This window comes from Shimia thalassica, from assembly GCF_001458215.1.
GTDB classification, from domain to species: Bacteria; Pseudomonadota; Alphaproteobacteria; order Rhodobacterales; family Rhodobacteraceae; genus Shimia; species Shimia thalassica.
This window is the reverse complement of record NZ_CYTW01000004.1, coordinates 256104-271088: the sequence shown is the minus strand read 5'-3', so window position 1 is coordinate 271088 and position 14985 is coordinate 256104. Positions and strand designations below refer to the sequence as shown.

At 53.9% G+C, this 14985-nt stretch carries 13 protein-coding genes; 7 read left to right on the top strand and 6 right to left on the bottom strand.

From position 1 onward, the window contains the following. Positions 1-12 precede the first annotated feature (12 nt). Entirely contained in the window at positions 13-1569 is a 1557-nt protein-coding gene (locus PH7735_RS16335) for a substrate-binding domain-containing protein (RefSeq protein ID WP_058312489.1), read from the top strand. Here PH7735_RS16335 and radC read toward each other — a convergent pair. Next, entirely contained in the window at positions 1566-2327 is a 762-nt protein-coding gene (gene radC / locus PH7735_RS16330) for a RadC family protein (protein ID WP_058312488.1), read from the bottom strand. The genes PH7735_RS16335 and radC overlap by 4 nt on opposite strands. A gap of 120 nt (positions 2328-2447) precedes the next feature. On the opposite strand from radC, the gene PH7735_RS16325 reads away from it, so the two are divergent. Further along, positions 2448-3287: an amino acid ABC transporter substrate-binding protein gene (locus tag PH7735_RS16325; RefSeq protein WP_058312487.1), complete on the top strand. Its 840-nt coding sequence runs from the start codon at positions 2448-2450 to the stop codon at positions 3285-3287. Between the two features lie 72 nt (positions 3288-3359). Here the strand turns inward: PH7735_RS16325 and dnaJ are convergent, their stop codons facing one another. Both dnaJ and dnaK read right to left on the bottom strand, forming a co-directional pair. Next, complete coding sequence (gene dnaJ, locus PH7735_RS16320) at positions 3360-4496, bottom strand: molecular chaperone DnaJ (protein WP_058312486.1); 1137 nt, start codon at positions 4494-4496, stop codon at positions 3360-3362. 83 nt (positions 4497-4579) lie between these two features. Next, positions 4580-6493 (bottom strand): molecular chaperone DnaK, encoded by a 1914-nt coding sequence (gene dnaK, locus PH7735_RS16315; protein ID WP_058312485.1) that lies wholly within the window; start codon positions 6491-6493, stop codon positions 4580-4582. 208 nt (positions 6494-6701) lie between these two features. On the opposite strand from dnaK, the gene PH7735_RS16310 reads away from it, so the two are divergent. Continuing rightward, positions 6702-7307, top strand: a complete 606-nt coding sequence (locus PH7735_RS16310) for an alpha-ketoglutarate-dependent dioxygenase AlkB family protein (protein WP_058312484.1) — start codon at positions 6702-6704, stop codon at positions 7305-7307. 10 nt (positions 7308-7317) lie between these two features. Here the strand turns inward: PH7735_RS16310 and PH7735_RS16305 are convergent, their stop codons facing one another. Together PH7735_RS16305 and PH7735_RS16300 are read right to left on the bottom strand one after the other, a co-directional pair. Next, complete coding sequence (locus PH7735_RS16305) at positions 7318-7941, bottom strand: hypothetical protein (RefSeq protein ID WP_145865356.1); 624 nt, start codon at positions 7939-7941, stop codon at positions 7318-7320. Further along, the gene (locus PH7735_RS16300; RefSeq protein WP_058312482.1) at positions 7938-8759 is read right to left on the bottom strand and encodes an ABC transporter permease; all 822 of its coding nucleotides are present in this window, start codon (positions 8757-8759) and stop codon (positions 7938-7940) included. Before PH7735_RS16300 ends, PH7735_RS16305 begins: the two co-directional genes overlap by 4 nt. 117 nt (positions 8760-8876) lie before the next feature. Between PH7735_RS16300 and cysQ the strand changes: the two genes are divergently transcribed. From cysQ to PH7735_RS16280, 4 genes are read left to right on the top strand one after another with little or no spacing between them, the layout of a single operon-like run. Further along, positions 8877-9674: a 3'(2'),5'-bisphosphate nucleotidase CysQ gene (gene cysQ / locus PH7735_RS16295; protein WP_058312481.1), complete on the top strand. Its 798-nt coding sequence runs from the start codon at positions 8877-8879 to the stop codon at positions 9672-9674. Continuing rightward, a complete protein-coding gene (locus tag PH7735_RS16290; protein ID WP_058312480.1) occupies positions 9674-10474 on the top strand; it encodes a 3-deoxy-manno-octulosonate cytidylyltransferase in 801 nt (266 codons plus the stop codon). The genes cysQ and PH7735_RS16290 overlap by 1 nt, the downstream gene beginning before the upstream one ends. Then, a complete protein-coding gene (locus PH7735_RS16285; RefSeq protein ID WP_058312479.1) occupies positions 10471-11712 on the top strand; it encodes a glycosyltransferase family 2 protein in 1242 nt (413 codons plus the stop codon). The genes PH7735_RS16290 and PH7735_RS16285 overlap by 4 nt, the downstream gene beginning before the upstream one ends. A 27-nt stretch (positions 11713-11739) precedes the next feature. Then, positions 11740-12765, top strand: a complete 1026-nt coding sequence (locus PH7735_RS16280) for an NAD-dependent epimerase/dehydratase family protein (RefSeq protein ID WP_058312478.1) — start codon at positions 11740-11742, stop codon at positions 12763-12765. Between the two features lie 24 nt (positions 12766-12789). Here PH7735_RS16280 and PH7735_RS16275 read toward each other — a convergent pair whose 3' ends face one another. Then, the gene (locus tag PH7735_RS16275; protein WP_233488336.1) at positions 12790-14622 is read right to left on the bottom strand and encodes a polysaccharide biosynthesis protein; all 1833 of its coding nucleotides are present in this window, start codon (positions 14620-14622) and stop codon (positions 12790-12792) included. Positions 14623-14985: the final 363 nt, after the last annotated feature.

Genomic DNA, 14985 nt, shown 5'->3' with positions numbered 1-14985 from the left:
AAAGGCAATTCCATGTTGCAATTGCGTGCGGCGATTTTCGCCGCACTTTCTTTATTTTTAGGGGCAAATTTTGCTTTTGCTCAGGATGTGATGCTCACTTCTCGGGACGGGAAGGTTGAGATCACTGGAAACCTGTTGGGGTTCGACGGTGAATTTTATCGCGTCGATACCATCTACGGCGAGTTGACGGTCGACGGGTCCGGCGTTCAATGCGACGGGCCGGGCTGTCCAAATTTGATGAATTTTGTGGCCGAGGTGTCCATTTCCGGCGCTGCGGGCATGGCCGAAGTTCTAATGCCTGCCTTGATCGAGGCTTTCGCCCTGCGAAATAGTTATCAGGTCGAGCGTCATTCAACCGATATCCATCAGTTCGAATATCACCTGAGCGATGCCGAAGGTACAAAGCTGGCGCGGTTCTATTTTTCTGCAAGCAACTCTGATGAAGGGTTTGCAGATCTGTTGGCGGATGAGGCGGACATTGCGATGTCTTTGCGTGAAATTCGCCCGAACGAAGCCAAACTGGGTTTTGATGCGGGCCTTGGCGACATGCGCACCGCAAACCGCAGCCGTGTTCTGGCGCTGGACGGGATGGTGCCAATCGTGGCACCGGGAAACCCTGTGCGGGACATCTCGCTGGTGAATTTGGCCAAGGTTTTTTCCGGAGAAATAGACAACTGGCAGGCTTTGGGTGGCCCGGATGCCGAAATTGCGTTGCATCTGATGGAGGCACAATCCGGTCTGGCGCAGGCCGTCGAGGACCAGCTGATGAAACGGGCGCAGCTTGATCTTCAAGAAGGCATTTTCCGCCACAATAGAAACCTGTCGCTGACATCTGCTGTATCACGCGACCCGTTTGCCATCGGCATTGGAAGCTTTGCCCAACTGGGGCGCGCCTTTCCTTTGACCTTGTCAGGGAGCTGCGGGTTTTCGTTGTCGGTGTCACGCCGAAATATCAAAACAGAAGACTATCCCTTAACCGCGCCGATGTTTTTATACTTCCCCGCACGCCGGTTGCCTAAAGTTGCACGCGAGTTCCTGACCTATACTCGAAGCCCCTCTGCGCAAATTGTCATACGTCGCGCAGGATATGTGGATCAGGCCCCCGAGGAAGTTGCCATCAATTTTCAGGGCGACCGCTTTGCGAATGCGATTTCCGTGGCGGGTGAAGATGTGGCATTGGAAGAGTTGCAGCGCATGGTGGGGCGTTTGACGCCTATGAAGCGCCTAACAACGTCTTTCCGGTTTGAGGCTGGTCGCACACAGCTGGATGCGCAGTCGCGCTCTAACGTGCAGCAATTCGCCCGTGCGCTTGAGGCAGGGACCTATGACGGGCGAGAAGTTCTGTTTGTCGGGTTCAGCGATGGTGATGGGCCAGCTTCGGGCAATCGCGAAATCGCCCTAAAGCGATCAGATGCCGTGCGGCGCGCCGTTTTGGCAGCGGCCGAAACGATCAACCCGGATCTTTTGACGCTGGACATTGACGCGTTCGGAGAGGCGATGCCCATGGCCTGTGACGACAGCGCATGGGGGCGTCAGGTCAACAGAAGGGTTGAAATCTGGGTGCGCTAAAGAAGGCCTTCCGCCCGAAAGCTGAGCTCTCGGGATTTGCCGATGATCAGATGGTCGTGCAGAGTTATTCCCAAGGTTAACGCCGCCTGTTCCACCTGTTGGGTCATATCGATGTCAGATTGGGATGGCGTCGGGTCGCCAGACGGATGATTGTGCACGAGGATCAAGGCGCTTGAATTGATTTCCAGCGCGCGTTTTACCACCTCGCGCGGGTAAACCGGAACGTGATCTACTGTACCGCGTGCTTGTTCCTCATCTGCGATCAGTACGTTCTTTCGATCGAGAAACAAGACACGGAAATGTTCGGTTTCGCGATGTGCCATTGTCGTGTGACAGTAATCCAGCAGGGCGTCCCAACTCGACAAAACATGGCGTTGTAAAACGCGGGACCGTGCCAAACGGTGCGCCGCCGCCTCAACGATTTTGAGTTCTTGTATGACAGCGTCGCCTACCCCCTTAATTTCTTTCAACCGTGGAGCGGGCGCCGAAAGCACCCGATTGAAGTCTCCAAATGCGTCAAGCAATGTATACGCAAGTGGCTTTACATCCTGCCTCGGGATTGCGCGGAACAGAACGAGTTCCAGCAATTCATAGTCAGGTAACGCATCTGCACCGCCATTCAGAAAACGTTGCCTCAGACGCTTGCGATGCTGTGCGATGTAAGAGGGCAATTTGCCCTTTGGCAAAGGCACCGCCTGTGCCTCATCGGCCTCGAACAAAGGCAGGGGCATTTCCTGAAAGGCACGTGAATCCGACATGGGGGTATGTTGCGTGAACAGAGTGAACCAAAGGTTAATTGCGGGCGGTATCCAAATGGGCTTGTGAGGAAACAGGATTGGTGGGAAGATTCGGCAATCGTTTTTCTCACAGGATAAAAAATGCGTAGCTTACTTTTTTCGATTGCGGCCATTGCCATGACGGCCCTCCCTGCTTCGGCTCAGACACTTGAGCGCGTGGCGGAAACCAAACAGCTTAATCTCGGATATCGTTTGGATGCTGCGCCGCTTTCTTACCGCATGGACGACGGCCAGCCTGCTGGATATGCGCCGCTTGTCTGCGTTCAGGTTGCGCAAGCCATTATCAATCATCTGAAAATCCCCAACCTGAATGCGCAATTTGTGCCGGTTGACGCTTCTGATCGTTTTGAAAAAGTCGCCAGTGGTGAGATCGATATCCTGTGTGGCGCGGCGACAATCACGCTGGGACGACGTGCGCTGGTCGATTTCTCGATTCCGATTTTTGTTGATGGTACATCGCTCGTTCTGCAAAAAGACGCCCCGGAAAGTCTCGAATCGTTCTCGGGGAAAAAACTGGGTGTGCGTGGAAACACCACCACGGAAGCTGCCTTGCGCAACACTCTGGCCAGCATTGGTATTCAGGCCGAAGTCGTTGTCTTTGACACGCACGGGGCTGGTATGGCCGCGATGGAAAACAAAGAGATTGACGGTTATTTCGCAGACCAATCTATCCTTGCGGGTCTTTTTTTCGGAAGCCCGAAGCAAGCTGATCTGAAAATGTCGACCGAGATTCTGACGATCGAAAAGCAAGGTCTTGCCATCAAACGCGGAGATACTGAATTCCGGCTTGTTGTTGATAGTGCGCTGTCCGAATTGTACGCGAACGGTGAAATGCTGAAGATTTTCCAAAAAGCGATCCCGGGTGTGAACCCCGGACTGGCGATGGAAGCGATGTATTTGATTGCGCCAACTGTAGACTGATTACGCCAACATCGTTGAAAAAGAAAAGGCGCGCCACATACGGCGCGCCTTTGTTCGCTCATTTTTCTGAGATCAGCTTTTCATGCTGTCCCAAAAGCTTTTGACGGATTTAAAGAAGCTTTTGCTTTCTGGATGGTTGTCCTCGGACAACTCCTCGAATTCGCGCAGAAGCTCTTTCTGACGGCTGGTCAGGTTGACAGGCGTCTCTACGGCCAGCTCGATGAACATGTCACCCGAGCCGCCGCCACGAAGCGCAGGCATACCTTTTCCGCGCAAACGCATCTGACGGCCGGATTGGCTGCCTGACGGGATTTTAACGCGGCTGCGGCCACCGTCGATGGTGGGCACTTCGATGTCACCGCCCAACGAGGCAGAAACCATCGACACGGGAACGCGGCAGAACAGATTGACGCTGTCGCGTTCGAACAGCTCGTGCTGGTCAACTTCGATAAAGATATAAAGATCACCAGACGGGCCGCCACGCATTCCGGCTTCGCCTTCGCCGGCAAGACGGATGCGCGTGCCGGTTTCGACGCCTGCTGGAATGTTGACAGACAGGGCGCGGTCTTTTTCGACACGTCCATGTCCAGCACAGGCTTTACATGGGTTCTTGATAATCTGGCCCATGCCCGAACAGGTCGGACAGGTGCGTTCTACCGTAAAGAAACCTTGCTGGGCGCGTACCTTGCCCATGCCCGAACAGGTTGGGCATGTTGTTGGCTCGGCACCACCTTCTGCGCCCGAGCCGTCGCAAGAGTCACATTGAACCGACGTCGGCACATTGATCGTCTTTTGAATACCCGAAAAGGCGTCTTCCAAAGAGACACGCAGGTTATACCTTAGGTCAGCACCACGGGATGCGCGCTGACGGCCACCGCCGCCACGGCCTCCCATGAAGTCTCCAAACAGATCGTCAAAGACGTCCGAAAACGCGCTAGAAAAGTCGCCTTGTCCACCACGGGGACCGCCGCCGCCCATTCCACCTTCGAAGGCCTGATGCCCAAAGCGGTCATAGGCCGCCTTTTTCTCGGCATCCTTCAGGATTTCGTAGGCTTCGTTGGCCTCTTTAAACTGAGATTCAGCTTCTGGATTATCCGCATTGCGGTCGGGGTGCAGTTCTTTGGCCTTCTTGCGGTAGGCTTTTTTGATCTCGTCCGCAGAAGCCCCTTTATTGACGCCAAGCACCTCGTAGAAGTCACGTTTTGCCATGGGTTACTCCTTTGTCCGGAAAGAAGAGAGGGCCAGCCCGGCACAACCGGACCGGCCCCTGTCTCGTTTCCGACTACACGCTATTAGCGCTTGTCGTTGTCCAGATCTTCAAAGTCGGCATCGACGATATCATCGTCTGGTCCGTCCATGTCCGCAGCGGTAGGTTCACCACCGGCTTCTTCCTGGCTTGCTTTGTAGATCGCTTCACCCAGTTTCATGGCTGCTTCAGTCACGTTCTGGATGCCGCTCTTGATCTTGTCCGCAGCGGTGTCTTCTTTTTCAAGATCGTCTTTCAGCGCTGCAATAGCCAGTTCGATGGCCTCAACAGTGGTTGGATCAACCTTGTCAGAGTGCTCTTCCACAGACTTTTCGGTCGAGTGGATCAAAGATTCCGCTTGGTTGCGGGCTTCGATCATTTCGCGACGTTCTTTGTCTGCTTCGGCATTTTCCTCGGCGTCCTGAACCATCTTTTCGATGTCCGCATCCGACAGACCGCCCGATGCTTGGATGGTGATCTTCTGCTCTTTGCCGGTGCCTTTGTCCGATGCACCAACCGATACGATACCGTTGGCATCGATGTCGAAGGTCACTTCGATCTGAGGCATGCCGCGTGGGGCAGGCGGGATGTTTTCGAGGTTGAACTGGCCGAGGATTTTGTTGTCAGCAGCCATTTCGCGCTCACCCTGGAACACACGGATGGTCACAGCGTTCTGGTTGTCTTCTGCAGTCGAGAAGATTTGTGACTTCTTGGTCGGGATCGTTGTGTTGCGATCGATCAAGCGGGTGAACACGCCACCCAAGGTTTCGATACCCAACGACAGAGGTGTCACGTCCAGCAGAACCACGTCTTTGACGTCACCTTGCAGAACACCAGCCTGAATGGCGGCACCCATGGCAACAACTTCGTCAGGGTTCACACCTTTGTGGGGCTCTTTACCGAAGAATTTGGTCACTTCCTCAACAACGCGAGGCATACGGGTCATACCACCAACCAGAACGACTTCGTCGATCTCGTTTGCGGACATGCCTGCATCTTTCAGCGCAGCCTGACAAGGTTTGATCGACGCTTTGATCAGGTCGGAAACCAGAGATTCCAGTTTGGCACGTGTCAGCTTCATGACCATGTGTAGCGGCGTACCGGTTGCAGGGTCCATCGAGATGAACGGCTGGTTGATCTCGGTTTGCGAAGACGAAGACAGTTCGATCTTGGCTTTTTCAGCAGCTTCTTTCAGACGCTGCAAAGCCATCTTGTCTTTGGTCAGGTCGACGTTGTGTTCTTTTTTGAACTGCTCGGCGAGGTAGTTGACGATGCGCATGTCAAAGTCTTCACCACCAAGGAAGGTGTCGCCGTTTGTCGATTTAACTTCGAACAGGCCGTCGTCGATTTCCAGAATGGTCACATCGAATGTACCGCCACCAAGGTCATAAACCGCGATGGTGTGGGTTTCTTCTTTGTCGAGACCATAAGCCAGCGCAGCAGCGGTAGGCTCGTTGATGATGCGCAGCACTTCGAGGCCAGCGATCTTGCCGGCGTCTTTTGTGGCCTGACGCTGGGCGTCGTTAAAGTACGCAGGAACAGTGATAACCGCCTGTGTCACTTCTTCGCCAAGGTAAGACTCGGCGGTTTCTTTCATCTTGCCCAGAATGAAGGCAGAGATTTGCGATGGGCTGTACTTTTCGCCTTTGGCTTCAACCCAAGCATCCCCATTGCCGCCGTTGATGACGTTGAACGGCATGTTCTTGAGGTCTTTGGCGAGGTTTGCATCGTCTGCGCGACGACCAACCAGACGCTTAACACCAAACACGGTGTTTTCCGGGTTGGTGACGGCCTGACGTTTTGCAGGCTGACCTACCAGACGCTCGTCGTCTGTAAAGGCCACGATGGATGGCGTGGTGCGTGCACCCTCCGCATTTTCGATAACTTTAGGCTGTGATCCGTCCATCAGGGCGACACAGGAGTTCGTCGTACCGAGGTCGATACCGATTACTTTGCTCATTTTATATCCCTTCTACTTCAAGGCGATTTCTCGAGACCTGAACCCGTTATGGCATCCACGCCCCGATCCCGTTTGTGACTGGTATTCGCCAATCACGCTTCGGAGGGTATATAGGGAGCGTAAAAAGGGCCTGCAAGCATCAGATTTCTTGGAATCGTGAAGAATCCAATGAATCTGTAGATAGAGGTGCAGTTAGGCGGAAAAATAGATGCGTGAGCCACTAAAAATTAAGGGTTTCGCAATCTTCAAGGGATTGCTCGACCAGGAAACACAAGCTGAGTTGGTTGGCGATTTACGTCGGGTTGCGGCGATTGCGCCCTTTGTCTCGCCGGTGACTCCGTCAGGAAAACCCATGTCGGTCCGTATGACGTCTGCGGGGCGGCTGGGATGGGTCACCGACCGGCGTGGGTATCGTTACCAAAAACAGCATCCCGACGGCATGGAGTGGCCGCCAATTCCCGCGATTGCACTGGATGTGTGGCAACAGGTTTCAGGTGTCGATCGCACCCCCGATTGCTGTTTGGTGAACTACTATGGTGAAGGGGCCCGCATGGGCATGCACCAAGACAAAGACGAAGGCAGCTTTGACTGGCCTGTTGTGTCGCTTTCTCTTGGGGATGAGGGGCTTTTTCGGATGGGAAATCCCGAGCGTGGTGGCAAGACCGAGTCCCTTTGGCTGCAATCCGGGGACGTAGTTGTCATGGGGGGGGTGGCAAGACCCGCATTCCATGGCGTTGACCGGATAAGATTTGGATCGTCGCGGTTATTGCCCAAAGGTGGCCGGATCAACCTGACACTGCGCGTGGTTGCATAACCCGCCAGCCCTAGTCTGACTGTAGCGAACAACACCCTTGATAGCCGGTGATCTGTTCGCCCTGTGACAAGAAAATAGAGATGGTCATGCCAAACGTCCGGTCACTCATCCCGTCGCTGCATTGGCCCGTAACAATTGTTGTATATGCGCTGTCGCCATTGTCGGCGCGCGCCAATAGTCCCAGAGTTCCACCGGTGAAACCTTGGGGTGTTGCCTGCCATGCCGCCTCAAATGTCAGTTTTGAATTGTCGAAAAGCTGAAACTCGAGTGTTTGGCGTGCATCGGTTATGCCAGTGGACCAAAAAGGTTCAGTGCCGGAACAGGCCAAAGACGTCGTGTCATGGGCCCAGCTTTCTGACGAAACACGTTCCAGAAAACGAACCGCAACCCAACCCGATGTTTCGCCCAAGCCAACCATGCCCCATTTTTCATCAGGGCTGAGGGTGATGACCTCGATGTTCTGTTGATCAAAGCTGAATGTGCCGACCTGTTGGGATCCGGCCTCGGGTTTTGCGCGAATGTTCAATGTGTCATCTGATGCGACACCGGTGACATCAAAGAGGGCAGGGAAGTCCCCCGCCAAAACTGCGATGGGAAAGCAAGACATACAGATGGCAAGCAGTAAGCGTTTCACCTGCGCGCGCCCCAACTGATGGACACATGCCGGCGGGTATAAAATTCACCCATCAGGCCAATCATCACCAGTGCAAGGCCGACATAAAAGGGATACTCGATGCTGCTGTTTCGTGGATAGTAGTTGATGAACATAAACCCGCGGGATTGATCGATGCAGTGAAACAGCGGGTTCCAGTCGAACATCGCAAGCATGAAAGATGGCATGGTGTTCGCCACGAACATTTTGCCAGACGCAATCATGTTCGCCCGTTGATAGACCGTACTGGCAATGCTGGAAAATGTTGGAAACCAGGGTTTGAGCGCCAGAAAGACAAGCCCGACACCAATGCCCGTAAACCATGCCAGAAGCAGCATTGCGAATGCGCCCAGCGGGTCGAAGATTTCAATCGGCGTGACCGCTGCGTGATAGATAAACAGAATGGTGAAAAGAGAAATCACCTGAATGTACAGCGTGCTCAAAGCTGCCGAAGCAATTGAGATCACCGTGTTCATCGGAGCGTGCTTCATCATGGGGGATGAGGCCCCTTCGGCACCCGATACCGCCCCAACGGTCTTGGTGTGGGTGATGAACAGGAAAATCCCCGACATCACAAACAACAGGAAATCCCCCCTCAGGGCCGCCCCGCGCAAACCGAGAATGGAGAACATGACGTAGAAGACCATCATGAACACGAACACCTGCATCATGTTCAAAAGCAACGAGATTACCGCGTTGCCATGCGCCTTTCGGACACTTCGAACGATCGAGTGATAAATCAGTTCGGCAATATTTATTGCGCCACTAAGCGTACTTTTTGGAGCTGTGCTCTGAAACATTGCCTATAATCCCAAGATTTTCTCCCTTTTGACAGGGATTTCTTGCTGTTTGGTTATGGTCGCAGCATAAGGGGCGCGAACGACTATTTCAACAAATGCTCGCAACGGAGACAACAATTGAACTACGAAACACTTGTACCGGTAATGCGTCGCCTGGCCATTGAAGCTGGTGAAAAAATTATGCAGATTTACAACTCGGACGATTTCGACGTCAAAGTCAAATCCGATGACAGCCCGGTTACCGAGGCTGACGAAGCAGCGGACGCAATTATCTCGGCCGGCCTTCGCGCAGAATTTCCTGACGTGATGCTGGTGACTGAAGAGCAATCCGAAAGCCACACTGCGAAAGGCGATACATTTCTGATCGTTGATCCGCTGGATGGCACCAAGGAATTCATTCACCGCCGTGGTGATTTTACCGTGAACATCGCTTTCGTTGAAAACGGTGTGCCCCAGCGCGGTATCGTTTATGCGCCTGCAAAGAACCGCATGTTCTTTACACAAGCCGACGGTCAATCCGTTGAAGAAACCGGTGACTTTGCTCTGGATACAATCGGGGCACTGAGCCCGATCAACGTGGCAGACAGCGACAATACTGCGTTGATGGTTGTGGCTTCGAAATCGCACCGCGATCAGGCGACCGACGACTATATCAACAAGTACAACGTCAAGGACTCCAAGAGCGCCGGTTCGTCGCTCAAGTTCTGCCTTGTGGCAACTGGTGAAGCCGACATTTACCCTCGCGTTGGTCGGACCATGGAGTGGGACACAGCAGCGGGTCACGCCGTTCTGTTGGGTGCTGGCGGAAACGTGGTTCGTTTCGACGACCATAGCCCCCTTACATATGGCAAAGAAGATTTCGCTAACCCGTTCTTCATTGCCTACGCACCAACTGTAGAGCTGAAAGAAGCCTGATGTCTGTTCTGATCGCCATCCCGGCGCGGTATGCGTCCACTCGTTATCCCGGAAAACCTCTGGCAACCCTCAAAGGTGCCACAGGAGAGGTCAAAAGCCTCATACAGCGGTCTTATGAAGCCGCGACCGAGGTAAAGGGCGTGGACCGTGTTGTGGTGGCGACAGATGACGACCGTATTCGTCAAGCCGCCGAAGCCTTTGGGGCCGAGGTGGTCATGACATCCGAAGATTGCGCAAACGGGACCGAGCGTTGTGCGGAAGCCTTCGATAACTTGGGCGGCGGGTTCGACATTGTCGTGAACTTGCAAGGCGATGCGCCGCTCACCCCTGCATGGTTTGTAGAAGAGCTGGTCGAGGGATTGCGTCGTGACCCAATGGCCGAAGTTGCAACGCCTGTGTTGCGATGCGACGGGCGGGCCTTGAATGGGTTTCTAGAGGACCGCAAAGCAGGACGTGTTGGCGGAACAACTGCGGTGTTTACCAAAGACCGGCATGCGCTCTATTTTTCGAAGGAAGTGGTGCCTTTTACGTCAGAAACCTATGCTGATGATGCTGAAACGCCGGTATTCCACCATGTCGGCGTGTATGCCTATCGCCCTTCCGCGCTGGGCGCTTATCCGCGGTGGAATGCAGGCCCTCTGGAATCCCTTGAGGGGCTTGAACAGCTTCGGTTTATGGAACACGGCCACAAGGTGCTTTGCGTCGAAGTCGAGGCCCGAGGCCGTCAGTTCTGGGAATTGAACAACCCCGAAGACGTTCCCCGGATCGAAGCGATGATGGCCGAGATGGGAACGCCATGAGTCACCTGCCTGTCAGTGTGATCATTGTCAGCCGGGGACGCCCCGCTGCCTTGATCCGCTGCTTGGCTGGTCTATCCCAGCAATTCTACCCCACATTTGAAGTCGTCGTTGTAGCAGATCCGCCCGGTGTGGCCGCGGTTGAATTGGGGCCGTATGCGACTTCGGTCAAGCTGGTCAAATTTGACCAGCCGAACATTTCCAAAGCGCGCAACCTTGGCATTGCGCATGCCGCCGGAGATATCGTTGCGTTCATTGATGATGATGCAGTGCCAGAGCCAACTTGGCTGGGCCATCTGAGTGCTCCGTTTCTGTCGGATGCCGAAGTTGGGGCCGCCGGCGGGTTTGTCAGAGGGCGCAATGGGATTTCTTTTCAATGGAAGGCACGCTGTTTTGCCCAAACAGGGAAAACGACGGATCTAAACCTCCAAGGCACACAGCCGGTTGTTCTGCACCCAACGGAGGAACGCGCGATCAAGACTGAAGGCACGAACATGGCGCTGCGCCGGGATGTCATCGCGTCGATGGGCGGCTTTGATCCGGCATTCAGATACTACTTGGATGAAACCGACGTGAACATGCGGCTGGCCCGAAACGGTGTGGCCACGGCAATCGTGCCCTTGGCCGAAGTGCATCATGGGTATCATGCAAACAGCATTCGAAATTCCAATCGGGCGCCACGGGATCTGTTCGAGATCGGGGCCAGCCTTGCTGTCTTTCTGCGCAAACACTGTGCCGAACAAGAACACGCGCAGGTTTGGAAGTCTTTTCAAGCCGATCAGCGAAAGCGCGCATTAGAATTCATGGTTGCCGGAGATCTGGAACCCCGTGATGTGCGGCGTCTGATGTCCAGGCTGCGAGAGGGTTACAAAGACGGCCGCATGCGTGATCTGGAGAGCCTGCCGCCCATATCACGTTCCGCAGAAGGATTGCTGCCCTTTGGCGCGCACCCTGATCCCCAACCTGTGCAGCTTTCCGGGCGTTTCTGGAGCCGTCGTCGTCTGCGCGAAGAGGCGCGTTCGCTGGTCGAGGCGGGCAAGGTTGTCAGCCTGTTCCTGTTCTCTCCAACCTCTCTGTATCATCGCGTGACATTCACAAGCGCTGGTTTCTGGGAGCAAACGGGCGGAATTTTCGGCCGCTCGGATCGGAATCAACCCCTGTTTCGCCTCACTAGTTTCGCCCGAAGACTTCGGGCCGAAAAACTTAGGGTTGCAGATCAGAGACGCCTGTTTGATGAATAGCACCATTACGAATGTCGGAGCCTTTGAATGACAAAACCCCGTATCGCGCTTGTAACTGGTTCTGCCGGATTTATCGGATACCACATTTCGAAACTGCTTCTTGAGCAGGGCTGGACCGTGGTGGGTCTGGATGCCTTGAGTGACTATTACGATGTTTCCCTCAAAGAGCGCCGCCACGAAATGCTGGCAGAGTTCGAAGGGTTCACGCCAGTCATTGGCAAAATAGAAGAGCCGGGCCTTTTGATGTCCCTGTTTGCGCAGTACGGGTTTGACGCCGCTATCCATTTGGCCGCCCAAGCGGGCGTACGTTATTCGATCGAAGCACCGCGGTCCTATGTCGATGCCAATCTGATTGGTGTTTATGAACTGCTGGAAGCGGCGCGTGCACACCCGCCAGCACATATGTTGATGGCGTCGACATCTTCTATCTATGGCGCGAATACTGAAATGCCTTATGCCGAAACCCATAAGGCAGATATGCAAATGTCCTTTTATGCGGCAACCAAAAAGGCGAACGAGGCGATGGCGCATTCTTATGCGCACCTCTATGAGCTGCCGATCACGATGTTTCGGTTCTTTACCGTTTACGGGCCGTGGGGGCGCCCGGATATGGCCCTGTTCAAATTTACCAAGGCCATTCTGAACGGAGACCCCATCGATATATATAATCACGGGGATATGCGTCGCGATTTTACCTATGTGGATGATCTTGTTGCGGGGATTGCTGCGTTGATTGACAAGGCGCCTGCACAGGTTGGATCGGATGCGCGTGCTGTTTCTGATGTAGATTCCCTGAGCAAGGTTGCGCCGTGGCGGGCGGTGAATATCGGAAATGGTTCTCCGGTGCCGTTGATGGAATTTGTAGACGCCATCGAGCAGGCTTTGGGCCGCGAAGCGCAGAAAAACTTTATGCCAATGCAGCCCGGCGATGTGCCGGCAACCTGGGCAGAGGCGCAGTTGTTGACCGATCTGACGGGCAGCTGTCCGAAGACATCTGTCCAGGACGGCGTTAAAGCTTTTGTTGCGTGGTACCGGTCATACTACGAGGTGTGATGTAGATCGGTACAACTGCTTTGCTCAGGAGACGTCAGCTTCGGCCGTTTCGCGGGTTTCTTCGCTATAGGCTTCGACCCATTTGTGAAGGACGGCATTGGCGAGCGCTTTGTCGCGGTTTTCCACAGCGCGACGCAGCTCTTGCAAGGCGTTTGCCATCTCAAGCTCTGAAAGCGATTTTTCCTGCGCCCGCAGAATTTTTGGATGCGGGGTGGTCAGCATATCGCTGCCAATCAGCAATTCCTCATGCATCTTTTCGCCGTCGCGAAGGCCCGTAAACTCGATTTCGAGATCACCGTCGGGATTGAGCTTGTCGCGGACAGAAAAGCCAGCTGTCTCGATCATCTTGCGCGCGACTTCGACGATGCGGATGGGTTTTCCCATATCCAGAACGAAGACATCGCCGCCTCTCGAGAATGTGCCCGCCAAAAGAACAAGACGAACTGCTTCCGAAACGGTCATGAAAAAGCGCGTGACGTCGGGGTGGGTCACGGTGACAGGGCCGCCGTGGCGGATCTGTTTTTCAAACAAAGGGATCACCGATCCGGATGACCCCAGAACATTGCCGAACCGCACCATGGAATAACGGGTGCTAACGCTGCGTGTGGCAAGGTCTTGAACAACCAATTCGGCCAACCGCTTTGACGAACCCATAATGCTTGTCGGGCGAACGGCCTTGTCAGTAGATACCAAGATGAATCTTTCGACCTCGGCACGGCGTGCGGCATCAGCGACAATGCGCGTGCCCAAGACGTTGTTGCGCAACCCTTCGAGCGAGTTTTCTTCAACCAGAGGCAAATGTTTGTAGGCGGCGGCATGGAAAATGACCTGAATGCCGTGCTCTGAAATGACTTCATCGATGAAGTCTTCGTGAACGATCGATCCCAACTCAAGAGCCACAGACGTTTCGCCACAAATCTCGTTTATTTCCCGACCCACATTGTACAGGCTGAGTTCGCAGTGATCCAACATCACAAGTTTGCTGGGCTGGAATGCAAGAACCTGTCGGCAGAGTTCAGAGCCAATTGAACCGCCGGCGCCCGTAATCAGGATGGTTTTGCCTTTATAAGGCTCGGCCGAAGTTGGCAGTTCGGTTGCCAAAGCAGACCGTCCTAGAAGAGACGTCAGCTTCACGGGGGCAACTTGCTGGGTTTCTTCTCCGCGAACGACCATTTCAGCAAAAGAGGGCAGGCCAAGCACTTCGCAACCGACATTATTGAGACCTTTGGCAAGGCGCATTCGTGTTGCGTGGCTGGTGGATGGCATGGCCAGAACGATGCGGTCGATGTCGTATTGTTTGACGATATCGTTGATCTCGCGAGGGGAATACACACGAAGGCCGCGGATCGAAAGTTTCTGCAAGGCTGGATCATCGTCCACAAAGCATTCTGCTTCAAATTCGTCGTCGGTCATCAGGGCTGCAGCTAGCTGTTGCCCAGTTTGGCCTGCACCGTAAATCAAAACGCGTTTACGGTTCTGGTTGCGTCGGAAAAGGGTGAACACAAGGTTCAGCAAGAGCATACGGCCGGTGACAGACAGCACGATAAAGAACATCGCAAAAGCGATGAAACTGCCTCCAACCGGTGGGTTTGCACTAATTTGAAGGAAGCTTGCCGCGTATCCGGCGGCGCCAACAATAACAGCCAGCGCACCGGTGTTTACCATGTCGTTCATGCCATAGGCATTCAATTTGATGCGGTGAAGGCCAACGACGTAAATCACCAAAGCGCCAACAGGCAGAAGAATCGCCAAATACCAGGCGTTCTGCCAAAGCATCGTGATGTTCTCGGGGAAAGGAGACATCAGAAGCTGTGAAAGCGAAAAGGCTACGCAGACCCAAAACAAGTCAAGCGCCATTAAAATAACGCTTTTTTGAGCTCTGCTCAAAGAAATCAAAAATTTGTAGAGCAAGGTTAGTACTCCGGACAATAGATTGCCCAACATGTTAATACGTGCCTGAAAAAGTTCTGCCTTAGGTGCTGAATTTTATTCACATTGCCGCGACCGTAACATTGAGGTGGCTCAAAAAGAAGGCAAAAGTGACGATTTTTTGGCGATTGGCGACAAATTGCGCATTGAGCCACGATTGCCGGGTTGGTTACTATCTGAGCATCGATAGCGTTTCGCAGACACACTTTCCGACTTTTTTATCAGCCAGAGAAAAAATCAGTTGTTGTAGGATTGGCAGGGTGACTAAAAGAACGGCAATCGAATAAGAAA

Bases quoted from the DNA above. Each gene is read 5' to 3' on its own strand.
- dnaJ (WP_058312486.1), bottom strand. From the start codon at position 4,496: ATGGCAAAACGTGACTTCTACGAGGTGCTTGGCGTCAATAAAGGGGCT.
- PH7735_RS16335 (WP_058312489.1), top strand. From the start codon at position 13: ATGTTGCAATTGCGTGCGGCGATTTTCGCCGCACTTTCTTTATTTTTA.
- PH7735_RS16275 (WP_233488336.1), bottom strand. From the start codon at position 14,622: ATGGCGCTTGACTTGTTTTGGGTCTGCGTAGCCTTTTCGCTTTCACAG.
- PH7735_RS16290 (WP_058312480.1), top strand. From the start codon at position 9,674: ATGTCTGTTCTGATCGCCATCCCGGCGCGGTATGCGTCCACTCGTTAT.
- PH7735_RS16285 (WP_058312479.1), top strand. From the start codon at position 10,471: ATGAGTCACCTGCCTGTCAGTGTGATCATTGTCAGCCGGGGACGCCCC.
- radC (WP_058312488.1), bottom strand. From the start codon at position 2,327: ATGTCGGATTCACGTGCCTTTCAGGAAATGCCCCTGCCTTTGTTCGAG.
- PH7735_RS16310 (WP_058312484.1), top strand. From the start codon at position 6,702: ATGCGTGAGCCACTAAAAATTAAGGGTTTCGCAATCTTCAAGGGATTG.
- dnaK (WP_058312485.1), bottom strand. From the start codon at position 6,493: ATGAGCAAAGTAATCGGTATCGACCTCGGTACGACGAACTCCTGTGTC.
- PH7735_RS16325 (WP_058312487.1), top strand. From the start codon at position 2,448: ATGCGTAGCTTACTTTTTTCGATTGCGGCCATTGCCATGACGGCCCTC.
- PH7735_RS16280 (WP_058312478.1), top strand. From the start codon at position 11,740: ATGACAAAACCCCGTATCGCGCTTGTAACTGGTTCTGCCGGATTTATC.
- PH7735_RS16300 (WP_058312482.1), bottom strand. From the start codon at position 8,759: ATGTTTCAGAGCACAGCTCCAAAAAGTACGCTTAGTGGCGCAATAAAT.